The sequence below is a fragment of the Lewinella sp. W8 genome (genome assembly GCF_004375085.3).
Classification (GTDB): Bacteria; Bacteroidota; Bacteroidia; order Chitinophagales; family Saprospiraceae; genus Neolewinella.
In genome coordinates this window covers 36812-63275 of the sequence record NZ_SNAQ03000018.1, presented here as the reverse complement: position 1 = coordinate 63275, position 26464 = coordinate 36812, and the positions used below count along the sequence as shown (strand labels likewise).

Genomic DNA, 26464 nt, shown 5'->3' with positions numbered 1-26464 from the left:
TGGTCGGCCGAGCGGAGTTGGAGGAGAATGCAGAGGCTAAGGCAAAGGAGAAGTGCCCGGAATAGGCTTGCTCCGCAAGCCGGTCGACCGAGGCTGAGGATGATGTGACGCAAAATCCACTGTCATGACCAGACATTCCTTGCCGATGGCAGCGTCATGTACCGTTTAGACCAGGGTTAATTCGGTGGTCGGCGCTGTTTCGCGAAGGCGTAGCCGAGAGAAACGGCGTCCGGACACTATTTGAATTATGAAGAAGAATCATTCAGCACTTACCTTACCCCCGTGAAAAAACTCTTCATCAGTCGGGACCTGGCCGCGGACAGCCCCCTGCGGCCTTGGGCCGCAGCGAAGGGAGTGGAGCTCCACGCCCGGTCGCTCCTGTCCTTTACGGGGAAACCCTTTGCTGCCCCGGAGGCCGACTGGTGGTTCTTTTACAGCTCCCGCGCCGTACAGTTCTCGATCCACGCGTTGGCGGGACTGGCGGGACGTCCCCGACTGGCGGCGCTGGGCGCCGGCACCGCCCGGGCCCTGGAGGAGGCCGGCCTGCGGCCGGATTTCGTGGGCCGCGGGCAACCCGCGGCCGTCGCCGCCCAGTTCCGGCGGGTAGCGGGCGGACTGACGGTGTTCTTTCCCCGCGCGGAGCAGTCCCGCAAGACCGTACAAACTTTGCTGCAAGACGACGTCCGGGTACTGGACGCCGTCTGCTACGCCAACGCGGCGGTGCCCCCGCCGGCGCCCATCGAGGCGGATATTTACGTGTTTACCAGTCCGCTGAACGTGGCGGCCTACTGCGATCATTTTACCCTGCCGGAGGGCGCTTTAGTGGTGGCCATCGGGCCCAGTACGGGGAGTGCGCTGCGGGATCGGAAGATTGGGTATTCTGTTGCGGAAGATCCTACGGAGGAGGCGTTGGTGGGGTTGTTGGAGGGGTGAGTTTTGTGGGGGGGTAGGGTTTATGATTGCGCTGACTGCGTATTCCAGCTAAATTCTAATGTAATAATAAAGTTAAATTCGTATATTAGTCGGAGAATATTCATTTGAACTACCCTTACAAACCCACATGAGTTCCACCGTAAAACCTAGATCTTCCGTCACGGTTGAGAGTAAATCGTCTACCTGGGATAGTCGCTTTAATTTGATGAAGTGGTGGAATGCCGACCGAATAAAGGAAGCTACGGTAATGGTAGTTGGGGCCGGAGCCCTTGGTAATGAAATTATAAAAAACCTAACGCTACTTGGAGTTGGGAACCTACTAATTATTGACTTGGATACGGTAGATTATACCAACCTGAGTCGTTCCATTTTATTTCGGGCCGAAGACTGCGACCGTAAGAAAAACGAAGTAGCCGCCGAGCGGGTAAGGAGTATTCACCCCGGAGTGAGAGTAGCTACCCTAGACGGAGATATCGGAGTAGATATTGGTTTGGGCGTGTTCCGTCGTATGGATGTCATCATTGGGGGACTAGATAATCGCCTGGCGCGCTTAGCCATCAACCGGGCCTGCTATAAAGTTGGAAAAACTTGGGTGGATGGAGCCATTCAAGATATGGGAGGCCAAGTTGCCGTATATAAGCCTGGCAAAACGTGTTATGAATGTAATCTGACGCCGCAGGATCGCAAACAATTGTCGGCAAGATTAAGCTGTATCAGCGTAGCTCGTCAACACGCCGAATTGGGGACAATGGCCACGACTCCCATCGCAGCATCAATTATCGGTGCCATTCAGGCACAGGAGGCACTGAAAGTCATTTTTGGCGATGGGGATCGACGTGGTATGATCGAAGAAGACTTCTACTACGAAGGGAGAAGTAACTACGTTGCTCAACGTAAATATCCAATCCTTAAGCAAAACTGCCCGAGTCACCACACTTATTCGAAGATTATCGAAGCGCCGCTATCCGCCAGTGACTCCGTTGCCAAAGTTTTAGACTGGATTACCAATCATCTGGAGGATGACGATCCTGCTATCATTCTGGAACGGCCATTAGTATTTCGTTTTGCTACGGAGAAAACCCAAATCGTAACTGACCTGATGGTGCCCCATGCAAAAATGGACAATAAGTTCGTCCGGAAATATGAAAAACAAGTGGGCGAAGGACTCGCCATCATTGACAGTATCGATCAACTGGAAAGATGTGAAGAACGGATTTTAGATCAAACCCTTTTGGCCTGCGGGATTCCTTTTTTTCACATCCTACCCGTACTCACAACAGAAGGAAAATACCACTACATAGAACTCAGCGCCGACGCTGATAAACTGACCTTTAAATAGCTACCCATTATGGTAAACGTAATTGTTCGTGTCCTCCCAGATAACGAGGATATTGACGTCTCACTGCCACTTACTGCAACTGCAACGGACGTGATCGAGAAGCTCCTGGAAAACGGTATTGGCTCCAAGACCGACGCTTCCGGTAACCCGATTTCCTATCAGTTGGCCCCAAAAGGAAAAGGGCGTAACATCAATCCTGAGGAAACCCTGGAGGCCGCCCAGGTCCAGGAAGGAGATGTAATTATGATGACACCCATTTTTGTTGCGGGCAATTAAATAATCGAAATGGCAACCCTCCCTAAATACCCAAAGTACGACAACCCCAGAGAAAATCGACTGGCCAAGGAGCACAGGTTGATCCATGAGTTTTGCGAGCAGAGCGATGTGATTGAATACGAGGCCAAAAAGCGTCGTGGACATCTACCACCGGAGCGATATTTGATACACTACAATATCCGCTCCATCGTCGGGGTAGACAAATCACAAATGCCCATCTTTGGTGAGCGACATACTGCGGAGATTATCATACCGAAGCGTTACCCACTCGGCGGGCAGCCCGGCTGCTGGATGAGGACACCCGTTTGGCATCCAAATATTAAGTTTGGTGGCCCGATAGATGGGAAAATTTGTGTTAACGAGGACGCACTAGGGTCTTGGCATACCTTGGATATGATGATTGAGCGAATTGGAGAAATTCTCCAGTATCGGAACTACCACGCCCTAAATACACCGCCGCATCCCGAAGATGCTAACGTTGCTACCTGGGTGAGAGAGTTCGCCGAGCCTGCCGGGATTGTCGATAAGGCACGCGGAAAATTCGTAGATAATACCCCTTTGCTCCGACCTGACCCAAAGTACTTGGAAAGTCGAAAAGAACAAATCCGCATTATTATTAATCGACCTAGGGAAAAGCCTACTCAGCCACCCGCTCCAGATAAGCTTGTTGCCCCTAAGCGAAAGAAAGTTGTGATTGATCTGAAATAGAATAACTCTTAGGAGATGCATTCCCATTACCTTCTTATTTTGTTGGTATTCTTCGCCGTTCCCGCTCTCGGGTTCGGAGAAAAGGTGGTGGCGGAATCTCACGACGTTGTTTTCTACTACGAGCTGGACGGGCAAATATTTGCTGGAGAAATGAGGGCTAAATTAAGGCTGTACGCCGACGGTACGGAGCTGAAGGATCTGAGCATACTCAATTTTGCTGACTATCCCACCCAGGATATCACGGCTGATATTGAATATTATAATCTGCGATGGGAGAAGCGTTCTCACAATAGGAAATTAAAGCTCGTCATTGGCTCGGATTTGCAGCAAGTTGGAGATAACGTATCGGTGAAAGATCACTCATTGCAAGGCGTGGAAGGCAGAGAATTAAGGGCTGGAAGAAAAATCAGTCTTCCTTATCAAATCAAAGATGATGTGGAGATCATGCCAGCCATGATGGTGAACGTATTCGTAGTAGCCGAAATCGACCGTTCTTATCAAGAAGTTGAAAACGCCGAAATTGAGAGCGGGCTCATCAAAGGGATGGCCATGGATCTACATGGAATAGTCTCTATCCCTTCTCAACCCGCAGAAAACGCTACCGTAGCGGAATTGCAGGCGATGAAGTTTGCGTGGAACCTTTTGTCCGTTGGCTTTTCGGCGAAGTTCACCGAAATGTCCGCCGACGTTGCCGATGCTTTGGCAAAGAAAGATTACGATCAAGTGGAAAAGCGACTACTGGATGCTTTCAATGAGCTGGACGAAACCTCCCTTGGGTTGGAAGAAAATCAGGGAAGTAGTGGTCCTAGTAATTACGAAGAGACCGCTCGAGGCACCGAAAATAGGAGCCTGTCGAAAGCCCCTCCTCCAGTACTGATCGATTATGACGCTGCCGCCATCCGGACCGCGCGAAGCAAGGGCACTAAACTTAGTTATCAGACTTACCTCGATGAATTTCCTAATGGTCGGTTCTCCGCAGAAGCATGGCGATGGATCGTGGACCGTACCCCCTTTAAACTTAACGTGAATCATCGCGATGGTGACGTATACCGGGAGTACGACATTCAGTTCCTTGCCGGAGTCGGGCGCACCCGCCCCCAGGGGTACTTGAGAGGCAACGACGACATGAGCGTCACCCTGGACTGGGAAAATAAAACCCGAGCCACGGCCAGTGTGCCGCTCGGCAGAGAGGTTGATTTGGAAATAAAACTTGGTGCAAAAGATACCGTCCTGCACCTGGAATACCCTGAACTAGGAAATGACTCAGTAGTAAGTGATGATCCTATAACACCACCCTCCGAGACGAGTGAAATGCCAACGAACCAAGAGGATTATACCACGCCGGCAGAGCCCACCGCAGGCTTCTTTACCCGCAATCGCTGGGTCGTTGGCCTATTACTGGCCTTACCTTTTCTGACTGGCATTTATTACATCGCCAAAAAAGGTGAGTTGATCTGACCTGATAAACTGCACCCAAAAATAGAAATCTATCTACAACAATAATTTCATACCGCCCAATTTCCTCAGCTTTGTCCTGCGTTGGCATAGATGGATCGGCATGGCTAAACTGTTTTGTGGGAAAAGGAGCAGGTTGGGGATAATTGGCTGCTGCGTGTTTTCGGCTGCCGCTTTTGGCCAGGAGCAAAATGCTAATAAAACTTATGAGATCGAAGGAAATACTATCAGGATTCGACATATTTTAATCCCCGGCGATGGAGGAGTAGCGACGAGTCTTGATAGAATCAACAACGAGGTTGATTTAAGTCGTTATCCGGATGCCGAAATTCACATTAGAGTTGATGCAGTTGAACTTCAGCGTGGTCACAGTATCAGGATATGCAAAAGTTGCTATGGGAGTGAGCCAGAAATTGGGCCAAATTACTCAGTAAACTTGATTAATAGGGTAAAGGGAGAGCATGGCTCAATAATGTTTGGCCCCTTGAAAAACATATCCGGTCAAATCACTTTGAAAGTGGATGTGCAACTCTACAAAGGGTCCACTAGAGTAGGCAGGGAGATTCATTCCAGTTATCGCTTTACGATGAAAGGAACCGATGACGGTCGTTCTAAAAAAGTTAGAGCTCGGGGAAATACTGATGAAATTGCCCCACCTGCGACCAATGAGGCGATTGGATTTTCAAACGATCTTGAAGAAAAGATAAAGGAGGCCAACGACTATTGGGCAGCAAGGTATCTCGAAGGGGAAGGAACTTACAACAGAGTAAGCAATCAAGGGGACATTGCTGCCCTCAGAAGACACCGAGACCGTTACAAAAGCTATCTGCAAAACTTTAAGGGCCTCAATCCGGAGCGCGATGCTCATGCTGAACGCATGCTCACCCAAATCATTGACCGGATAATATCCCTAGCGAAAAAAGAACTACCCAGCCAAGAGACCTTTATGGCTTCTTACCTACCCGTCAAAAGCGAAGAGCTTTACGAGGTCGACTTCCGTGGTAACGAAGGCGAGGAGGTGACCGCCGCCGTCGCTGATGCTTCCGTTTGCACCGTCATTGGTCGTACCCGTAGCGTGGATAAAGTGTTTCTGGTCGAGATTAAGCAGCCTCAACGACCCTGCCGGGTAAACTTGAGTTTAACCTTTGGCCTACAAAAATCCATCGTTATCCCCGCGACACAAAACCCAACTCGTGAAAGTGAGGAGGATGAGGTTCCGCTACCTCCAACGCCACAGAGGGATTCCATCTCGGTGGATATTTCTACGGATACTGCTTCTGGCGCACCCGTACTCGGCGGTCTTCTGCTGAAAATCCTTTTTGGTCTGGGCGTGGTGGCTGCGGTGCTGTATGGCGTTTATCGGTATACTAAAATCTGAGAATGATTGCTAAATTTAATTTAGATATGGTAAAGTTGAAAATGCCTTTATTGCTGCTTTTTGCGTTAGGACTGTTTGGCTTATCCGCACAAAGTGATAACTCTCAAAAAATTTATCAACCGATAGCAGGGAATGAATTTCAGGTCAAGTATATGTTAGTGCCTGATAATGGAGGTGTGGCGACGTCTCTCAGTAGATTTAATGGCGAGGTTGATTTAAGTCTTTATCCGAATGCCGAGATTCACATAAGAGTTGATGCACTTGAGCTTATGCCTGGTCACACTATCAAGATATGTAATAGTTGCTACGGAAGTGAGCCAAATGTTGGACCAACTAGGACAGTAAACTTGACGCTTAGACGGGAAGGAAAGCACGGCTCAATAATCTTTGGCCCCTTGAATAACGTATCCGGTCAAATTACTTTGAAAGTAGATGTGCAACTTTATAAAGGGGCAACTAAAGTGGGCAGGGAGATTCATTCCGATTATCACTTTAAGATAAAAGAGACCGGTGGCGGTTCTACCATTAAAGACATCGCTACTGGAGGAACTGAGGTAGCCGACCCACCTGTAATCGATGATTCTATAGGGTCCACCCCTGATCCTATGGACGACCTTGAAAAAAAGAAAAAAGAGGCCAATGACTACTGGAAAGAATATTATCTTGAGGGGGAAGTAGTTTTCAACAGAGAAAGCAACCAGAAGGACATTGATGGCCTCAGAAGACACCGGAAACGTTATAAAAGCTATCTGAAAAACTTTAAGGGCATCAATCCGGAGCGGGATGCTCAAGCGGAGAAAACGCTTCAAAAGACAATTGAACGTCTGACGGTATTGTTGGGCGAAAATGATGAGCATCAAAAACTAGCCGACAACATCCGTCGCAACTTTAGGCTCCTACCAACAAAAATTCTTCAACAGGGCGAGAGGTATGAAGTAGGATACAAGGGTAATGCTGGGAAAGAAGTCTCCGCGGTTTCGAGAAACAATAGAGCGTGTCAGGTGGCAAAGCAAAACATTGGTGCTGTTGAAGTGAAGATAAATGACCGGAATATTCCTTGCCGGATAATCCTCACGGTAGTCGAGTATGACGTCGAGGACGAGGTTGAGATCGATGCGAAAGCTTTACCGCCAGTAGTAGAGTTCCGACATAGTAACGATTCCATGCGAATTGTACACAAAAGCGGGGGCGAAGGACCATTCAATCTGGTTTTTTCTGATAAAGAGATTCCTGAAATTGCCACGATAACGGTACCGTTTTCCGAACTTAAGCCAAATAAAAATGGCGAGGTGGTTCTGAGCACTCTGCCCGAAAAGTATACTGCTGGCCTAGTTCCCGGCAAAGAGTACATCGTAGATTTTGTCGATAACAACAACTTTTCTGAGAGTTCGGAGAATAGCCAAGTGTATTACCGGCATACTGGACGTAGTAGTATTTGGGTATTCCTTCTTATTGGCCTAATCACCCTACTGATCGCCGGCTTAACCTACTATTTTTACCTCCAAACCCGGACTGGTAACCAACTTACTCCCGAAGAACAAGCTGCACTCGAAGAGCGCGGCGTTAGAATAGATGTACCCGAAGAATCAGGCGCAGCATCTACCAATCCTAAACGCCCCCAAATCATTATTGGTGGTAAAAAGAGTGCGGCCTTGGCCAAGCCCGCCCTTGCTGTGGCTGCAACTACGGGCGCCAACGCTTTCGCTGCTGTGGGAACAAGTGAAGTGGTGGACAAACTGCTCATCAGCAGTCGGAGTGACTACAAACTTGTGGACTTGAAAAATTTCTGGGGCAAGGACAAGACTATCGTGGATGAAATCTATCTGCGTAACCTTTTCGTCCGTTCCGTCCACGAGTTCGTTTTCGACCACCGGGAAATCCTCCAGGGGCGGGGCGATCAAGTACCGGAAATTGGCGGCTTCATCCTAGGACGTCATCAACAGAAGACTGAGAATGGTCATTACCGGCTGACGTTCGAGCGCTTCGTTCCCGTGGAAAAGGACGTCAATAATTCTACTACCCAACTCGTATTCGACAGCAAAGCCTGGGACGCTTTGGAGACGGCCAAAGATTACTACGGTCACCAGCAGTTGGAGATGGTTGGTTGGTTCCACACCCACCCTGGCTGGGGTGTATTCCTCTCCGGGGAGGACATCAACACCCACGAGACAATTTTCGTCAAAAAGTCTTTCTATGTAGCCATGGAACTTGAAAGCCTCAAGTCCCCCTATGACGTTGGCTTCTTCACCCGATACCAAAAAGGGAATGAATTTAAGCTGAATACCCGCAGCGACAACTATCACTCCTGGAAAAAACTAGCTGCCTGGATAGGGAAACGTCTAGAATAGTATGAAGGACCGACCGCACATCATTATAAAACAGCGCCGTTCCACTTTGGAAAGAACCCCTCCCCTTTCTTCTGAAGAGTACCGGTGCGTCAATCTCCGCTCGCGCTGGCAAAGTACTTACGTGACTGCTTGTCATTTTACCAACGAAGCGGCGCATGCCATTGGTGACTGGGCGGCGCAAAGTGTCCGGGAAGACGGGGCCTCGCCGGAAGTGGGTGGGCTCTTGCTAGGCTACGTTGCAACTAGCGATGACTGCGTGGTGTACGTGGACCGCTTTCAGCCCTTCAGAGAGGTCGATTTTGCCAACAATTCCCTTTTGGTCGTTAGCGACGCAATACGTCAGGCCTATGAGGCAGGAACTTCCGATCGGCCTGGACTCATCGTCGGGTGGTTTCATACACACCCCGGTCATGGACCATATTTGTCCACAACCGACGTAAACCGCACGCATCTGCCATTTTTTCGTCATCCGTACCAGATAGCGCTCGTATTGGATCCACATACCCCTCGTTGGGATACGGGAATTTTTTCCACACTGGCCGACCAAACCGGCTTGAACACCGGGCGAGATACTGCTCAATTTTATTCCTCCAAAGAAGTTGCAACGGGTGCGGCCGTAAGTGCCGTATTTTCCTGGAAAGACCTGCTAGCTTTCTTCTCTTGAATCAATTTATTATGGGACATTTCAGAAGCCATTTTCGTCTAAGCTTTTTAGTACTCATTATATGGACCATCGCCGCTGGTCCTCGTTTGTCCGCCCAGAGCGATACCCTTGAGATCATCAAAATTACCCCACACGAAGAAAATAGAACCTTACAACTCGACCTGCGCGCATTCGATAAGGACGGGTTCAATCTATTTAAAACAATGCCACAGGTAGGGAAGACGGACAGTTTTTTATCAGTGGTTTTTAGCGAAACAGGAACTGTTGACTACCACCGTGCTAAATGGCAGTCTCGTAACTTGCAGGCAATTGACGCCACCGGTGAGGCGGAAATCAGTGGCTCCAAAAAGGAGGCACCCCTTACGGTACTTTTCTTACTCGACCTCAGTGGCAGTATGCACTCCCAGCCCCTGGAGGAGGCAAAAGCTGCCATGGAAGCTGTATTGAAAAAGGATTTTCTGCAAAATGCGGATACGCGTTACGCTTTCTTCCATGATAGCGTCTTTGCCACCCAACCGGTGACAAAGTATAATTTCAAAGCCCGTATCGGCCCGGTAAAGGCCATGCTGCCAAACGGGACATCCTTCGATACCGATCTTTACCGGGCTGTAGTGGAAAAAACTACGGAATTGGGAGAGCTTCCGGGTCAAAAGGTATTGGTACTACTGACCGACGGTAAGAACGATGTGAAACGCAGTAACACCAACTACTATGGCAATAACCCTATTTACAGTCTGCTTTCAGCGCAAGAGGTGTATGACCACGTAGCGAGATACGATTCTACCTTGCAGATATATCCCGTGGGATTCGGTCAGGGAGTTGATCGTCATTTTTTGCGAGAACTAGCCAGCGCAACCACCAACCAAGATGACGCCAGTATGTATGGTGAGTTACCCTCTTCCATCACTCGCATGTTTGAGGCCGTGGCCCGCAGAATATCCGGACCAAATTATTCACTTACTGTGTCTCCAAACTATCTTTTTGGACCGGAGAAAATAACCTTCAGGGTAACGGACACCCGGAATGGAGCAAATAAAATTTTTGCCACGAAGGATATCGTTCTGGGGTCTTCCATCAAGCCGCTCGATTTGCGGAATAAGCAAAATCAAACTCAGTCTTCTAGTTTTACGGTTGGCTTACTGATTGGCCTGGCCATCCTAGTGCTAATTTTCATGGTTATTTCCTTCCTGATCCCGATTTTGAACAACTTGAGTTTTAAGCGAAAACACATTCGACCCTACCATACGGTCAAACAAGAAAATCGGGTAATGCGAGACCCGCTAACCCACGACGAATACGAGGACCATGATATGGTCGTCATCAACGAAAAAGGTGACAAGATGATGAGCCTTCAGTCGTGGAAATATTATAACGCCACCGAAGCCCGACGGGGGCACGTAGCCGAATACGCCGAGCTGTTCCAGCTACAAACCAAAGCTGGGAACATGTTTGCCTCCAGCTTTAATTTCCCCAAAATGCGGTGGTTGTGGTTCGGGGCTTTCGGGGGCTTTCTGGCGTGGTTATTTCAGGCATATCTCACTTCCTTCGATCTAAGTAGTTACACCGACTTCATCGTTGGGGTGCTGGATAAGGACCAGGATTACTCCATCGCCAACTCAGTGGTTAACCAGACGAAAGTGGGGGTTTGTCTCGGCGTAGGAATCATCGGAGCCCTGGCAACCGTGGAAGAAATGGGCCAGTCTCGTAAATTCAATCTTGGCCGGATTCTTATTCGGGTATTGATCGGGATGGTCTTGAGTTACCTGATATTCTTTGTCGAGTCTACCTTAATTGCTAAGTTCATTCCCATCAAATACATCGGAGAACTGGTGAGCTGGATGATTTTCGGTACTATGATGGGGCTAGTGGTCAGCCTTTTCTCCAGTATCGAACTTATGGGCGGAATCCTGGGTGGGGCTCTGGCAAGTGTTGTGGCCTTTCACGTTTATTTTGCCATCCGTACTTTTTTGCCGGAATCTTTTCCGGCAGACTTGATTTTGGTGATCAGCTACGTATGCTATGGAGCCATCCTTGGCTATACTTTATTTGCGGTGGTTAGCCACCTGAGTTCCTATGAGTTACAGTGTCTCGCTCCAGCCAAATTTTCGGCCTGGGTGAGTCCACTAAGCAAATGGCTCAAAGACTCTAATATCGACTATATCCTGATCGGTAGCCACCCGAAAAACCGAGTGTACATCAAGTGGAGCTACCAGGACAATTCCATCATGGAGCACCACGCCCGGCTATACTCGGAAAGGGGAAAAGTGTATATTGATCCACAGGATGGCGATGTGCAGGTCGAAGGACGCTGGATTACTGGCCCGGCAGCTCTCCGCAACGGCAACGATATCGTACTAGGTAAAAACAACTTCACTCGCCTACGCTTCGTGTCTAAAACCGAAGAAGAAGAGGCCTCCGGTAATATCACCATCAATAAACCGGGGGCGAAGAAGGTTACCCGATCGGCCCAAGAAACAGCCAAAATTCGTAACCAAATCACCATCACTCGGAAATAAATAAGGACAATGATTTATGTTAAACAGCTCCACTTTAGTTGGGTATTGATCTTATTAGTTGGCTGTCTGACCCCGGCACCTGCTTTTGCCTCGTTTACTGTACCGCGAGATTCGGTGCCGGTCGATACCCTTGTCCATCAGGAAAAAGCACTAAAGCCGAGTTCCTCTGAGCAGGAACAGCTGGATGCAAAGCGAAAAAGAAAAGCCAGGCAGGCGGATAAGTCAGAGAATAAGCTTTCCGCAAAGGGGGCAGACGTTGAAACAGAGGTGGTCAAACCTGTCTCTCCTAACGGTTACTCCTTTCCTCAATTCTACAGCATCAGTCTTAAAGACCCAAGCGATACTCAAAATGGAGTTGAAATTGACGAATTTGTCGCACGAATAGGCAAACTAATCAACCATCTGAATAACCCAGATTACTTCCAGGTCATGGCTATTTCCGTCAATTGTCGAATCGACGAAAGTCGATTGAGGAGACAACCAGCCAACTTTAAGGTGACAGGTTTAAAAAAGGACATTATTCTTCGTTACACCTACAACGGAATTGATATTGAGGAAAGAAAGTTTGGCGTGGACGAAGTATTGGAAACTAGACTAGACGAGTCATTGTACCGGCTGGCCCGCATTCAGGATAGATTAGCCAATCACGATAGTGGTCTGTTTAACCAAGGCACTGCGAGAGTATTATTTAACTTTCAAGAAGTTAAGAATAATACCGGTCCTCCAGGGCCACTTTTGGAGTATAAAATTTCACTCGACTTTCCCGAGAACTACTTGCAAGTATTCGACGTGATGCCAGAAATTAATGACAAGATAATCCGCTTCGGGAAGGATGAAGAGTGGAACGATTTACTTGGGGTAAAAGCCGTAAAAATGGAGGACGGAAATGTGCGCTTTTCTTTTACTGACTACGGCTATGACTATTTAATGGAGAATGCCCCAGAGGTTCAGCGGTTTACGCATCTGGTAAGTGATATTCTGGTCCCATTACTCAAAGAGCAAAAGGTCGAGCACGTCACCCTGCGCCACACGACTTACGAGGAGATCTCCTATTGGTCAGAAAACATCAGTACTGAGTTTGTTGCTGATAAAAAGCTTACGCTGGAATACTACGATGGTACCGGCCAAAGAAGCCAGCGAAACCCACCTAAAAAGGAAGTGATTGAGTCGGGGCAAATGACCACGCGCAAACTGGAACTAGCTAAACTGAAGGCCATCAGTGATGCGCTGGGCTTACAACAGGCGGAATTTTCTTTCGAAATCATCAACGATCCTAACGTTGAAGACCTGCGCACGGACGTTATCGTACGACTTAAAAATTAGACCACTATCTATGAAGCACCACTTAGGAAAAAGTTATATGCTGGTCATCGCTATTGATCGTTACCGTGATCATAGGGTGACGCCATTGCGAGATACGGTGCAAAACGTAAAAAAGCTTGTTAATTTTATCACCAAGCACTATACTTTCAACGATGCTGACATTACGGAGCTTTACAACGAAGACGCTACCGAAGAAGCCATTGATCAGGCTTTTCTCCAGTTGCGTAATCGGCTTAAGGCGGAGGACAGTTTGTTGATTATTTTCAGTGGGCAGAGTTTTTACCGCGAGGTCAATAACGAATCTTACCTGATCCCATACGATGGTTCTAGTGAAGGGATTAGCCATAACATTAGTAGCACCAACCTGGCCACTATTTATCTGCGGGATTTGAAGGCTGAAAACGTCTGCTTGCTGGCAAACGCCATTATTACCCCCTCCATCATTCAACAGCTCCGTAGTTACCAGGATAACGGTATCAATACTTTTCAACTCCTGACCACTGGGTATAGCCATGGTTCCCAAACCGACGAAGAAAAAGCCTCCCATCATTTCGTAGACCCGCTGATTGATTATCTGAAACGCCACGCCCGTGAACGACTTAGCATGCGGGAATTGCTCCAAAGTGGGGTGGATTACCTGGGGCAATACTACCGAGAGCTGAAACCTGTCTATTTCGAGCTCAACGATAACGACTGGATCATTGAGGGGGTGACGGAAGAAGATTTGATGTGGCAGCACATTTCTGCTAAACCTACCAAGGCGTCCTTGCTTAAGTATATGCTCGATTTTCCTGACGGTAAATACGCCAGTACGGCTCACATGATACATTCCACGCTTCTTTCCGAAGCTGCATGGCATGATGCCCAGGCTGAAGACACGATCAGAGCATACCGGAACTTTATCATTCTTCATGAGACCAGCGCCTACGTTGAACAGGCTAACCAACGTATCGAGGCCATTCGCCAGGCTGCAGATCGGAAGACTAAAGGGGGCGGAGAAAGCACCATCATTAGCCTTCCCGACACTTCTAATATTCCCACCTCTAAATCTCCGTCAAAAAGAAGGCTTGTCATTCAACCCGATGCAAAGGATTTATCTAAAGAAGACATTCGATCCCAGATTATTATTAATAAGCCGAAGACGGCCAAACCTCTTTATATGCAGGAGCCCAATGGGGGAGATGATAATGACGAATTGTTGAACGGAAAGTTACTTTGCCAGATTCCTCGTCGCATGCAAATTGGCCAAGGCTACACCTGTGAAATAAGAATTGCTCCGTATGAGCTGAAACAAGAAATTCTCTCGGTGGGAATGGATCTCGAGTCTTCTGACAGCCACGACATCAAAATTAGTCGAGTTATGGTTGTTGCTTTAGAAGAAGTAGGCGGGGGTAGTAATTTCAAAATCACTTCAGAAACAATGGTCGAACAGTTGATCGCAACCCGGGACTATACTTTCTGGCGATACAATATTGTTCCCCAAAGAATCGGGCAGTATAAGCTACTCGTGAAAGTGACGGCCAAAATTAATACCGAGAATTTTGGTGAACGGCAAAAATCGATCTGTGTATGGGATAAGGAAGTGCAAGTAAAGAACGAGAATGTTGAGATAGAGAACGTTTTCGATATTGTAAAAATGAACGACTCCCACGAAACTATAGATTTGGAACGCATGCGAGAACTTCTTGCCGAAGATCGGATACAAGAAGTCATGGACGAGTTAAAATCCTTTCTTAAAGGATTTGATCTGAATCTCAATAGCCAATTAGTGCTAATAATGCAGAGGTTCCGTGCCATCAAAAACCAATATGTTGGTGGAATTATCCAACCCGAACGCTACTCTACCGCACGGACCTACATTACACATCAATTGATTGGCCTCATAGATCAAATATCGGTCAAGGACCAAACAATTGTTTTTGCCGGAGTTAACGCGGATGGCCGGGGTCAGGTTTTCGATCGGATCAAAGATTATTTAGATGATTTAGTGTAATTCGGCTTTAAAACTAAAACTTCTTGAATATGAACGGAAAGAATTACCTTCTTATCATCGCTATTGATCAGTACGAGCATCATCCGCGACTAAATAATTCAGTCCGTGACGCAGAAGAAGTAGTAGATGTATTGACTACTCTTTATCAATTTAATGCGGACTGCGTTCATCGGGTCATCAACGGTGAGGCGACCGAGGAAGGTATCGATGCTAAGTTTGTTGAATTAATCAAAACTATCGAAAAGGAGGACAACCTGATAGTTTATTATTCTGGCCACGGTTACTACCGAGAAGAAGTTAAGGAAGGCTACTGGGTGACGGTAGACGGAAGAATGGGAAAGGTCACAGATTATATCTCTAACTCTAATCTGATTAAGTATATGCATCAAATCAAGGCGCACCATCTCTTTTTGATGGTGGACTCTTGTTTCTCCGGGGCCTTAGTAGAACAGATTAGAGGTGAAGGGCACGGATATGCTTATCCTTCGCGGCGTGTTTTCACCTCCGGACGAATTGAAAATGTCGTCGATGGCCCGCAAGGAGAGAATAGTCCTTTTGCCAAGGGAGTTATTGATTTTCTTAAAGGGAATATGGAAGAAGAAGTAAGCGCAACCGCAATGATTGCTGACGTAAGTAGGACGGTTCGTCACTTGGGTAAGCAACAGGAGCCGATGGAGGGTCGGTTGCGCAATTCTCGAGACAATGGTGGAGAATTTTACTTTCGCCGGAAACTCAGCGAAGAGGATCTTTGGAATGGAGCTCTAGCTAAGGGTGAAATTGAGGACTTGGAGGAATACATTAAAGTATACCCCAACGGGAATTTTATAGCCGACGCTCGGGAAGCAATTAGAAGAGTGCGCGCCCGGAAAGCTTGGAATGTTGCTCGCCGAAGAAATACGCTAGACGATTACGAAATATTCATCACCCATCACGGAGAGAGCGAATTCGCCAATAATGCCCGAGCCAGAATCCGGCAAATCCTTAATCGGCAAAAAGAAGAACTGGAGGACCGAAAAAAACGTGCAGAGCACGAAGAAATGGTTGATGAATGCCGTATGAATTATGCTGCTGCCTACAATAAAGCGATTACGCTGTTGCGTAAAGAAAAATACAGACAAGCGCAAGTTGAGTTGAGGAAGTGTCAGCATAACTATATCCCTAAACATCCCAACTTCATCCCAACAATCGAAGAGATTGAAAAGCAAATTGATATTTGTAACCGAAAATTGAACTTTAACTCTTTCCTGAATTTGGGGAAGGAAGCCTACAGGATTCGGGATTATCGTACCGCTATTACTCAACTAGCCCAGGCTCACCTACTGGATGCGGAAAACCAAGAGGTAAAACGATTACTCTCGGCAGCCAAAACTGCGGAAGAATCTGGGCGAGTAGTAAAAATTCCAGATTCCAAAAAGAGAACCAATGACCCACCACCACAAAAAAAGCAATCTACTGTAGAAGTAGTGAAGGGGCCGGAAGACAGAAATAAGATCGTCATTAAACCAAGTAAGAAGAAGGTTTCGCCCGGGGTTCAACACACCGGTAGTCGCAAAAAAGCAACGGTAGTTCTTACTACTAATACTAAAAAACTGGAAAAAAATGTCAACTTCGACAAGAAAAAAGTTACAGTAACATCACCGTCACCATCGGTGAAGAGAAAAATCAGTGATAAAGAAAAGCGGGAAAAGCGAAAAGTTGCTATCCTTGCTACCATAGGTATGGTACTGCTTTACATTTTTTTATGCTTTTTGTTTGGTGTTTTCTAGCCAAGATTAATTACATCCATCGCATTCATAGAAACCTTCAGAACGTGTCAATATCCCGAAAACGTCTAATTTGAGACTGTCTAAAGTTAGGGAAGGCTACATCAGGATATAGCCATTCTCGCGCACTTTCTATACCTCCCGACTTTTTTTGTCGATACGAGAGTGCAGATTACCATAGTGGGAGCACTGATCTACTCACGTGCCTCCCGAAGACCATTCAGGCTCCGGGCCAGCCCCCCGCCTCATCAAACATCGCCCTACCCATAACCACCGCACCTGCGCCCCCGCCAAAATTTTCGGACTACTGGTCGTTGGTTGTCCTTCCCCTCCGAAATCAGCGGACCTGCGAAGACACCCAAAACCATATCCACTCCCCACCCGTTTCCATGGCACAACCCCCAAGTGCATGATCGGCTGGCGTTTCAGACATTATTTACCCGGCGAAGGAGAAGAAACTACCTTCGATAAACTGCTGCAACTTTTCCAGGAGTTGGTGACCCACACGAGTGGCAACGTAGGCGAAGCCCTGCAGTGGCTGACCCAGCTCGACCGTCAGTACGAATTGACGAACGACGATTACTCCATCGCGGATTTTATCCAGGAGTTGATCGACAAGAACTACATCCAGCCGGGGGACGGCCCCGGCCAGCCTCCCTACGTGCCCACCGCCAAGATGGAGGGCGAACTGCGGCAAAAGGCCCTGAAGGACATCTTCGGGGAGATCAAAAAGTCCAAGCGGGGCAACCACAGCACCCGCTACTCCGGCCGGGGAGACGAGCACACGAGTGAACGCCGGCCCTTCGAGTTCGGGGACAGCCTGGACAAACTGGCGGTTTCCGAATCCCTGCGCAACGCCCAGATCAACCACGGCATCGACGGCTTCAAACTGACCCATGACGACCTGGAGGTCTACGAAACCCACTACCAGGCCCAGATGAGCACGGTGCTGATGATCGACATCAGCCACTCCATGATCCTCTACGGGGAAGACCGCATCACGCCGGCCAAAAAGGTGGCCATGGCCCTGAGTGAGTACATTACGACCCGCTTCCCCAAGGACACGCTGGACATCATCGTTTTCGGCAATGACGCCTGGCCGGTGGAGATCAAGGACTTGCCCTACCTGCAGGTCGGGCCCTACCACACCAATACGGTGGCCGGCCTCGAACTGGCCATGGACATCCTGCGGCGGCGGCGGAACCCGAACAAGCAGATTTTCATGATCACGGACGGCAAGCCCACCTGCATCAAGCGGGGCAAACGCTACATCAAGAACAGCATGGGGCTGGACCGGACGATCGTCAACCGCACGCTGAACCTCGCCGGTCGGCTGCGGAAGTTGTCGATCCCGGTGACGACCTTCATGATCGCCCGCGACCCCTACCTGGTGAAGTTCGTCGAGGCCTTTACGGAAACCAACCAGGGCAAGGCCTACTACAGCGGCGTGCAGGGACTGGGCGACTTCGTGTTCCGGGACTACAAGAACAACAAAAAGAAACGGTGATGAGCGGACGATTCCTCCTGAAGTGGTGCCTCCTCGCGGGGCTATTGATCGTTTTGGGCGCGGACGCAGGTGCCCAGTCCTTCGGTCGGGCCCGGCAATCCACGTTCGGACAGGAAGTCCCCCCCTTCCTGCGGGAAGCGCCTCCCGCCCAGCGGGTGATGGTGGACGGCCAGGAGCGACCGATTCCCCGCTTCGGTAGTCCGCTGAATCCCCGGTTCTACAACCGGCTGATGCTTCCGCTGCGCACGGATTTTTTGTCCGACTACGTCTCGGTGATGCAACTCAATCTTCCCCTCCCTTATCCCTACCTGGATAACTTCGGCGACGCCCCGAATGCTATGCCCATCCTGAGTGGCCTGCGGACGCCCGCCGAAAACTATCGGCCCTTCAATTTCCGGCAGACGGCCCCCCACCTGGCCTTCTTTTGCCGACTGGAAATAAACGAAGCGGCCAACTTCGTGATTCCGGCCAAATTCCGCCTGGGGGGGCACCGCTACTGGCAGGACGAGCTGCCCAAGCGGGAATAGCTTTTGGTCACCACCACCAAAATCTCACGCAAATGATTGCCCATTCCCACGGCTACCTTCGTCCGTTAGATCCCGACGACGTGGAGGAGTTCATTCGGTTACGGCGCGAGGGTTTCGCAAGTGCCCCGCTTTCCTTTGAGCAGTCCCCCGATGACCCGATTGATCCGGATCTCTGGCGGGAGCGCCTGGGCGCTGATCCCGCCAATAATGTCACCCTGGGGTTCTTTTTGACGGCCGCCGGCGACGAGCGGGAAGAACTGGTGGGGATCTGGGGCGTCAAACGATATGCTGCCCCGAAGCGGGCCCACCGGGCCATGATGTGGGGCGTCTACGTCAGCGACCGCGCCCGGGGACTTGGGGTAGGACGGGCCCTGATGCAGGAAGCGCTGCGGCGCTGTCGGGAGATGCCCGGCCTGGAGCACGTCATCCTGACGGTCTCCCACCACGCCACGGCGGCCATTAAGCTTTACCGGGAGGCGGGCTTTGTGGAGTTCGGTCGGGAAATTGGGGCCGCGAAAACCGGAAATACCTACATGGATGAGGTGTACATGCGGCTCGATTTAGGGTGAAATCGAAATAAAATTTGCCAAAATCGCACAAAATCAAGGAGTTACGGGTTACAATAGTAAACGCTTCTTATGACCAAGTCAGACTCCAGTCCTACAGTATTCAACGAACTCGAAAAATCCAAGCAGTTCTATCGAAATCTGTGGGGGGGCGACGACTTGCACGTCGGCATCTACCGGCCGGCCAAATTATCCCCTACGGAAGCCGGTCGTAAGACCACCGATAAAATGCTCAAGCTGCTGCCCCGCTTGAAGCGCGCCTCGAAGGTGTTAATCATCCAGTCGGGTTTCGGAACCGCGGCCCGCTACATTGCCACCAAGGGAAAGTGTAAGGTGGAATGCCTCAACGACGACGAGGTGCAAAATGCCTTCAACGAGCAGCAAATCGCCGAGGAAGGCCTCGAGAAAATGGTTAAGGTAACGCTGGGCGACATCGACTACATGCCCTACGCCCCGGATACCTTTGACGTGGTCATCGCCCAGGACAGTTTCAGTATTACCTCCAAGAAACGGGCCATGTTCCGGGCCATTCACCGCGTGGTGAAACCGGAAGGTCGCCTGATTTTCTCCGCGCTGATGCGCGCGGAGAACGGTTGTGATGCTTCGGCCGAGCAACTCATCGAGCAGCTTCCCGTAGAAGAATTGATTTCGGAAGAGGACTACCAGAATGATGCCCGCCGTGGTTTTTTCCAGCACGTGTATTCCCTGGATCTTTCGGACAACCTACCCATCCATTTTGAAAAACTCCTCGGTACGCTGGAGTCTGAACGCGAAACCTTCGTGGAGCAGATTAGTAAGAAATTTGTCCACCAGCGCGTCAAGGCTTATCAGGGATTCGGAGAGTTGGCCGATCGCGGTTGTCTCAAGTGGGGCATTCTGATGTTTCAGAAAATGAATGCCTAGCCAAAGGAAAAGCAGCTGGTTTTCGGATGTAGGTCGGAAAACAACCGACAAAAGGAAGTTTATCGCCATACCGGATACGGGGGAAAGGCCGTATTTTCGCCTCCCCCAAAATATTTACAGATGAAAGTAGCTGTTGTTGGTGCCACCGGCCTGGTAGGAAGTGTAATGTTTCAAGTGCTCCGGGAGCACAACTTCCCGATTACCGAACTCTACCCGGTAGCCTCCGCCCGTTCCGTTGGAAAGAAAATTCAGTACGAGGGTAAGGAGTATACCGTCATTGGTATGGAGGACGCCATTGAGCGTCGTCCCGACGTAGCTATTTTCAGTGCCGGCGGCAGCACCTCCAAAGAATGGGCCCCGAAATTTGCGGAAGTCGGCTGTGTAGTGGTGGATAACTCCAGCGCCTGGCGCATGGACCCGGACAAGCGGTTGGTAGTTCCCGAAGTGAACGCGGATCAGCTGACCGAAAACGACCTGATCATCGCCAACCCGAACTGCTCCACCATCCAGATGGTACTGGCCCTGGCGCCGCTGCACCGGGCCTTCACCATCAAGCGACTGGTCATTTCTACCTATCAGTCCTTCACCGGCACGGGCGTACCCGCCGTGCAACAATACGAAGCGGAGCGCCGTGGAGAAGATACCTCCAAAACGGATCGCCCCTACCATTACCCAATTTTCGAAAACTGTATTCCGCACTGCGACATCTTCCTGGACAACGACTACACCAAGGAAGAGATGAAGCTGGTGCACGAAACGAGAAAAATTCTTGGCGATGACAGCATCGCCATTACCGCTACTGCCGTGCGGGTGCCCGTACACGGCGGCCACAGTGAATCGGTAAACGTGGAATTTGAAAAACCCTTCACCGTCGAGGCGGTGCGGGAACTTCTGGCCGCTACACCCGGGATTATTGTTCAGGACGATGTTCGCAACAATGTGTATCCCATGCCGTTATTGGCTAAGCACCGTGATGAGGTCTTTGTGGGCCGCATCCGGCGTGATGAATCCATCGAAAATGGTCTTAACCTCTGGATCGTGGCCGATAATTTACGGAAGGGCGCAGCGACGAATGCGGTGCAAATCGCGGAGTACCTCGTCGCCCAGAAACTGATTGGAAACAATACCGCGGTGGGGGCTTAACGGAGCCTTTGCCGCACTGCATAATTTGATGGGTTCCGAAGGACCCTACTTACAATCTCTGACTGACATGAGAAATCGAATTGCCGTCTGGGGGCGTGACGCCCAGGAAAAACGTGTACTGATCACGATCGAACTTCAGGTTGCCGACAACATCGTACGCATTCAGACTTATCCTGAGAAAATCGTTACGGACGAAGTGTACCAGGCATTTATGGACAAGTGGCGCAAGGGTCAGGAGGCCGAACTTCCGGAACCGGACCGCGTCATCGCCCGTGAACTTAGCGTGTCGGAAGGTTTGTTGCCGGAGGACCTGAAGGCGGAGCAGACGGACATGATTCTGCGGGCACAAACCGAGTGGCATTTCCACGTGCTCAGCGAAAAACTTGCCCAGACCTACAAGGCGGAGTTGGCTGAACTGGAAGACCGCATTGAGCGAGCCGGAGAATACTCCTCCGACCTTTGGAACCAGGCCAAGAGTTTCTGGCAGAAAGTACAGGGCCAGTTACAAGACAAGACCCTACTGCGGGAACAGGGCAACGACATCCGTAAGCAGGTCGATAAAACCTTCGCTAAGCTGAAGGAAATGCGGGAATCCCTCAACGCGAAATACAAGGAGGAAAGCAAAGAACAGGTCGCCAAGTTCGGCGAACTGCTCGAAGACGCCGAAAAGCGGATTGGTGAGGGAACTCACCTCAACAAAGTTTTCAACGATCTCCGGGATATCCAGCGGAAATTCCATGGCGTCAAGTTCACCAAGGAAGACCGGGACGCCATCTACGGCCGGATCGATGCGGCCTTTAAGGCGGTTAAAGAGAAGAGGGGGCAAAAAGGAGGCGGAGCCTCCAATGCGCTCGGCCGTACGGAGTCCCGCTTGGAGGGCCTACTCAAGGCCATTGATCGGATGAAGTCCAGCATCGGCCGTGACGAAAAGGACCTTCAGTTCGAGCACCGCCGGATTGAGCGTACCAACGGTCAGTTAGAAAAACAGATCCGGGAGGCTAAGGTGGTGATGATCGAAAGTCGGATCGCCTCCAAGCGCGTCAAGCTGGAGGACATGGAGAAAACCAAAGTGATGCTGGAAAAGAAGATTGACCAGCAGAAGAAGCGCGCGGAAAAGGACGCCAAGCGCGCGGCCGAAAAAGCGGCGGCGGAAGCCGCTAAGGCCAAAATTGCGGCCACCATGGCCGAGCAACAGGTTTCTCCCGAGGAGCAGGCCAAATTAGAGGCCGCCGCTGCCGCCATTTCGGAAGGGAAGAAATCGGCCGCCAAGGCAAAGAAAGCTGCTGAGCCTCAGGAAAAAGATGACCAGATCGATAGCATGGTCGCCTTCAGTGAGATCACGGGCCCCCAACCTTCCATGGCCGAAAAAGCGGGTGATGCCATTGCTACGGCCATCACTACCGTATCCGACGCGGCGGACGAGGTCACCCGGGAAGGAGGACTGCTGGATCAGGCCGGTGACTTCATTGCCGCTGCGGCCGAAACCATTGGCGAAAGTCTCGAAGACGTGGCCGACACGGCCAAGGCCGTAGCCAAGGTTGCGGGGGACAAATTGGAGTCGACCGTTGATGAGTTAAAAAAATCCGGTAGCGAAGAGGAGTAAGTGGATTGGTTTTTGTCACGAATTGAAATTGCAAAATCCTGTTTTACAGATGATTAAGCAGGTTTAACCGTGATTATTGATTCACAATTACCTCAATCTGTTGTTGTCCTTGCTGCCCGAAGATTGCACTTTTGTATTGTGAGCGGGGGAAATGTCCTCTATACAGCTCCAAATTAATCGATAGATTCTGAGATTACGTTTGTTTGTGACTATTGCATTCCGGCCTTGTCTTCCCTCTATGGCCGGAATGCAACTCACTTTTTCCGCAAGTTTTCTCAGCGAAAAATATATGTTCATGGGATTATTGAAAGCCGATCACCACTGGGGTGATCGGCTTTTTTTATTTTCCAATGGCAGTGGATCCTCTTACCTTCGCGGCCATGAAAGTGCCGATCATATTTGAGGATGAACATCTCCTGGTAGTCAATAAACCGGCGGGCCTGCTTACCGTCCCGGATCGCTACGATCCCGGGATCGGGAATCTGGTCCACTACCTGGGCACGCGGTACGGGGACCCTATCCTGCCGGTCCACCGACTGGACCGCCCCACGAGTGGGGTAGTGGTGGTGGCCAGAACTCCCGCCGCGCATAAGGAGCTCAATCGGCAGTTCCGGGAGCGGGAGGTCGATAAGATTTATCACGCCCTCGTGGAGGGCGTGCCGGCGGCCGAGGAAGCAGAAATCGATGAACCCATCGGTCCCAATCCCGGTAAATCCGGTCAGATGATGGTCACGGCCCGCGGTAAGTACGCCCTGACGCTGTACAAGGTCATGGAACCCATCGGGGATCAATTCAGCCTGGTTGGCGTACAAATATTTACCGGACGAACGCACCAGATCAGGGTCCACCTGGCCTACATCGGCCATCCGCTCGTGGTTGACCCCTTCTACGGGAAACGTACGGAATTCATGCTCTCCGAAATCAAGGGGAGAAAATACCGACTGGGCAAACACACCCATGAAGAGCGTCCCTTACTGAATCGCGTACCCCTGCACGCCCATCGTCTGGCCTTCACCCACCCGGCCACCGGTGAACGGATGAGCTTTGAGGCCGAACGCCCCAAGGATATGCGGGCGGTGCTCAATCAGCTGAGGAAGCTGGTGGGGGGAGGTTGAGGTTTAAGGCTACAGGATTTAGGATCCAGGATTAAGGCTGAACACCCGGAAGAGGCTTGCTCCCCGCCCCATTGATGATTGGTCGGGTAAGCGCAAGCCGGTCGGGCAGGGTAGGATTGAGGTTTAAGGATTTAGGATCCAGGATTCAGGCTGCGCCCCCCGGAATAGGCTTGCTCCGCAAGCCGGTCGACAAGTCCAAGGAGGCTGAGCACCCCAAACCGGTCGAGGCGTTCCACGCCGAGCCATCTGCAAAGCTGAACATGATTCCGGAACAGGCTCGATCCCCGCCCCATCGACGATTAGTCGGGTAGGCGCAAGCCGGTCGAGCAGGATAGGATTGAGGCTTAAGGATTCAGGATTCAGGCTGAACACCCGGAATAGGCTTGCTCCGCAAGCCGGTCGCCAGGGCTAAAGGTTGCCACTTCACGGTGTAGTAGACGTCGGGCCAAAGGCCCTCCCTTCGCCGGATAAATCCGGCGCTACGGGATCACTAAACGGTTTTGGTAAGTTGTTGGCCGCGACCTCGAAGTGCACCCAACGCTCCGCATCGCGGAGCGCTTGGGTTCCTTTGAGGGTCGCTTCCGGGCAAGGGTAAATTGGCTAGCCAGCCTTCCCTACCGCCGGCGACCTTTTCCACGCCCGGGCTTGAAGTTCCCCTGCATGCCCGCCATGGCGGGGTTGTTGGACATCTTGTGCATCATCTTCCGCATCTGGTCGAACTGCTTGATGAAGCGGTTCACGTCGTCCATGCTCTGGCCGCAACCGCGGGCAATGCGCTTCTTGCGGGACATACTCATCAGTTCCGGTTGTGCCCGCTCCTGCGGCGTCATGCTCTGGATGATGGCCTCCACCTTGCTGAAGGCGGAGTTGTCGATGTCGATGTCCTTCATCATTTTCTTCATCCCCGGGATCATGTTCAGCAGGCTCTTGATGTCCCCCATCTTCCGGAGTTGGTTGAGCTGGCCGAGGAAATCATTGAAGTCGAACTTGTTCTTCTTGATTTTCTTTTCCAGCCGCTTGGCTTCCTCCTCGTCAAACTGATCCTGGGCGCGTTCTACGAAGGAGATGATGTCACCCATGCCCAGAATGCGTTGGGCCATCCGGTCGGGGTGGAACACGTCCAGCGTGTTCATCTTTTCTCCGGTAGAGACAAATTTGATGGGCTTCTGTACGGTGTACTTCACCGAAAGGGCGGCACCACCGCGGGTGTCACCGTCCAGTTTCGTCAGTACGACACCGTCGTAGTTGATCCGGTCGTTGAAGGCTTTGGCGGTATTGACGGCATCCTGACCCGTCATGGAGTCCACGACGAAGAGCGTTTCGTTGGGGCTGATCGCTTCCCGCACCTCGCTGATCTCCTGCATCATCTTCTCGTCGACGCTCAGTCGACCGGCGGTATCGACGATGACGACGTCGTACTTGTTGTCCTGGGCGTGCGCGATGGCGTTCAGCGCAATTTCTACCGGGTTCTTGTTCTCCGGCTCTTTGTAAATGCCCGCTCCCACCTGCTCGGAGAGGACCGTCAGCTGGTCGATGGCGGCGGGACGATACACGTCACAGGCCGTCAGCAGGACCTTGAGTTTCTTCTTTTCCTTGAGGTGGAGCGCCAGTTTACCGCTGAAGGTCGTTTTACCCGAACCCTGCAGGCCCGCAATCAGGACTACGCCCGGATTGCCCTTGACGTTGATCCCCACGGACTGTCCGCCCATCAACTCCGTGAGCTCATCCTGGACAATCTTAACCATCAACTGGCCGGGTTTGACGGCCTTCAGCACGTTTTCGGTGCCCAGTGCCTTTTCCTTGACCTTATCCGTAAACTCCTTGGCAATCTTGTAGTTGACGTCCGCGGCAACGAGGGCGCGCCGGATCTCTTTGATGCTCTGGGCTACGTTTATTTCGGTGATCTTGTTATCCCCCGTCAGGGTTTTAAAGGCACCTTCAAGGCGTTCACTTAAACTGTCAAACATGCTGCGATAAATTTCGGGCTGCAAATATACTTCAGGAGGCTGGGAAAAACGGGATGTGCGACCATTTGGGTCCCTTCATAAATTCCGATAGTGCCGTGCTTCATTTTGGCTAAAGCAGGTGCCATGATATTTCGGAGGGGCCGTGTCGTGGGATTACGAACCGTTATGCCCCCGATTTTCGCCAGCTACATAACGTCGTCCGGGCCTTTTTGGGTTGACAAAAGCACCGGATTGTGACCAAGTGAAGGCGATTGCCGTCATAGAATACCGAAGGGATAACCTCAGGCGAAATGTCGTTCGGGGCCCGTCGGGTACCTCCGCGAGGAGCTTATGGGGGGAAGAATGAGGATTATCGGCACCGAAACCACAGAAAAAGTGGCCTTTACGCTTACCTTATCACTTCATATGACTAAATTGGCTTGAGATTTTACCCCCTC

General features: G+C 50.6%; 20 protein-coding genes. 19 read left to right on the top strand and 1 reads right to left on the bottom strand.

The genetic code is table 11. The features are described 5' to 3' along the window. Nucleotides 1-282 precede the first annotated feature (282 nt). From E1J53_RS18315 to E1J53_RS18225, 19 genes are all read left to right on the top strand, one after another. Entirely contained in the window at nucleotides 283-933 is a 651-nt protein-coding gene (locus tag E1J53_RS18315) for a uroporphyrinogen-III synthase (RefSeq protein ID WP_173021555.1), read from the top strand. Between the two features lie 127 nt (nucleotides 934-1060). Next, nucleotides 1061-2272 carry a ThiF family adenylyltransferase gene (locus tag E1J53_RS18310; protein WP_134270672.1) on the top strand — a complete coding sequence of 404 codons (1212 nt, stop codon included), beginning with the start codon at nucleotides 1061-1063 and terminating at the stop codon, nucleotides 2270-2272. Between the two features lie 9 nt (nucleotides 2273-2281). Continuing rightward, nucleotides 2282-2548, top strand: a complete 267-nt coding sequence (locus E1J53_RS18305) for an EsaB/YukD family protein (protein ID WP_134270671.1) — start codon at nucleotides 2282-2284, stop codon at nucleotides 2546-2548. Between the two features lie 9 nt (nucleotides 2549-2557). Further along, nucleotides 2558-3256: a hypothetical protein gene (locus tag E1J53_RS18300; RefSeq protein WP_134270670.1), complete on the top strand. Its 699-nt coding sequence runs from the start codon at nucleotides 2558-2560 to the stop codon at nucleotides 3254-3256. Between the two features lie 15 nt (nucleotides 3257-3271). Then, the gene (locus E1J53_RS18295) at nucleotides 3272-4714 is read left to right on the top strand and encodes a hypothetical protein (protein ID WP_134270669.1); all 1443 of its coding nucleotides are present in this window, start codon (nucleotides 3272-3274) and stop codon (nucleotides 4712-4714) included. A gap of 100 nt (nucleotides 4715-4814) precedes the next feature. Beyond that, the gene (locus E1J53_RS18290) at nucleotides 4815-6089 is read left to right on the top strand and encodes a hypothetical protein (RefSeq protein ID WP_134270668.1); all 1275 of its coding nucleotides are present in this window, start codon (nucleotides 4815-4817) and stop codon (nucleotides 6087-6089) included. Between the two features lie 2 nt (nucleotides 6090-6091). Beyond that, nucleotides 6092-8437 (top strand): hypothetical protein, encoded by a 2346-nt coding sequence (locus E1J53_RS18285; protein WP_134270667.1) that lies wholly within the window; start codon nucleotides 6092-6094, stop codon nucleotides 8435-8437. A 1-nt stretch (nucleotide 8438) separates the two neighbouring features. Continuing rightward, nucleotides 8439-9101, top strand: a complete 663-nt coding sequence (locus E1J53_RS18280; protein ID WP_134270666.1) for a Mov34/MPN/PAD-1 family protein — start codon at nucleotides 8439-8441, stop codon at nucleotides 9099-9101. Beyond that, entirely contained in the window at nucleotides 9098-11617 is a 2520-nt protein-coding gene (locus E1J53_RS18275) for a VWA domain-containing protein (RefSeq protein WP_134270665.1), read from the top strand. The genes E1J53_RS18280 and E1J53_RS18275 overlap by 4 nt, the downstream gene beginning before the upstream one ends. 9 nt (nucleotides 11618-11626) lie before the next feature. Continuing rightward, nucleotides 11627-12940 (top strand): hypothetical protein, encoded by a 1314-nt coding sequence (locus tag E1J53_RS18270; RefSeq protein ID WP_134270664.1) that lies wholly within the window; start codon nucleotides 11627-11629, stop codon nucleotides 12938-12940. A gap of 10 nt (nucleotides 12941-12950) precedes the next feature. Further along, the gene (locus tag E1J53_RS18265; RefSeq protein ID WP_173021554.1) at nucleotides 12951-14933 is read left to right on the top strand and encodes a caspase family protein; all 1983 of its coding nucleotides are present in this window, start codon (nucleotides 12951-12953) and stop codon (nucleotides 14931-14933) included. A 29-nt stretch (nucleotides 14934-14962) separates the two neighbouring features. Next, nucleotides 14963-16699 (top strand): caspase family protein, encoded by a 1737-nt coding sequence (locus E1J53_RS18260; protein WP_134270662.1) that lies wholly within the window; start codon nucleotides 14963-14965, stop codon nucleotides 16697-16699. Nucleotides 16700-17105: 406 nt separating this feature from the next. Then, a complete protein-coding gene (locus E1J53_RS18255) occupies nucleotides 17106-18203 on the top strand; it encodes a VWA domain-containing protein (RefSeq protein WP_134270661.1) in 1098 nt (365 codons plus the stop codon). Further along, nucleotides 18203-18730, top strand: coding sequence for a hypothetical protein (locus tag E1J53_RS18250; RefSeq protein ID WP_134270660.1), 528 nt, complete (start codon nucleotides 18203-18205; stop codon nucleotides 18728-18730). The genes E1J53_RS18255 and E1J53_RS18250 overlap by 1 nt, the downstream gene beginning before the upstream one ends. A gap of 32 nt (nucleotides 18731-18762) precedes the next feature. Next, nucleotides 18763-19299, top strand: coding sequence for a GNAT family N-acetyltransferase (locus tag E1J53_RS18245; RefSeq protein ID WP_134270659.1), 537 nt, complete (start codon nucleotides 18763-18765; stop codon nucleotides 19297-19299). 69 nt (nucleotides 19300-19368) lie between these two features. Continuing rightward, nucleotides 19369-20199: a class I SAM-dependent methyltransferase gene (locus E1J53_RS18240; protein WP_134270658.1), complete on the top strand. Its 831-nt coding sequence runs from the start codon at nucleotides 19369-19371 to the stop codon at nucleotides 20197-20199. A 120-nt stretch (nucleotides 20200-20319) separates the two neighbouring features. Continuing rightward, nucleotides 20320-21342, top strand: coding sequence for an aspartate-semialdehyde dehydrogenase (locus E1J53_RS18235; RefSeq protein ID WP_134270657.1), 1023 nt, complete (start codon nucleotides 20320-20322; stop codon nucleotides 21340-21342). Nucleotides 21343-21409: 67 nt separating this feature from the next. After that, on the top strand, nucleotides 21410-22945 hold the full coding sequence (locus E1J53_RS18230; protein ID WP_134270656.1) for a hypothetical protein: 1536 nt from the start codon (nucleotides 21410-21412) through the stop codon (nucleotides 22943-22945). Nucleotides 22946-23325: 380 nt separating this feature from the next. Next, nucleotides 23326-24060, top strand: a complete 735-nt coding sequence (locus tag E1J53_RS18225) for an RluA family pseudouridine synthase (protein ID WP_134270655.1) — start codon at nucleotides 23326-23328, stop codon at nucleotides 24058-24060. Between the two features lie 614 nt (nucleotides 24061-24674). On the opposite strand, the gene ffh is transcribed toward E1J53_RS18225, so the two are convergent. After that, nucleotides 24675-26027: a signal recognition particle protein gene (ffh, locus tag E1J53_RS18220; protein WP_134270654.1), complete on the bottom strand. Its 1353-nt coding sequence runs from the start codon at nucleotides 26025-26027 to the stop codon at nucleotides 24675-24677. Nucleotides 26028-26464 lie beyond the last annotated feature (437 nt).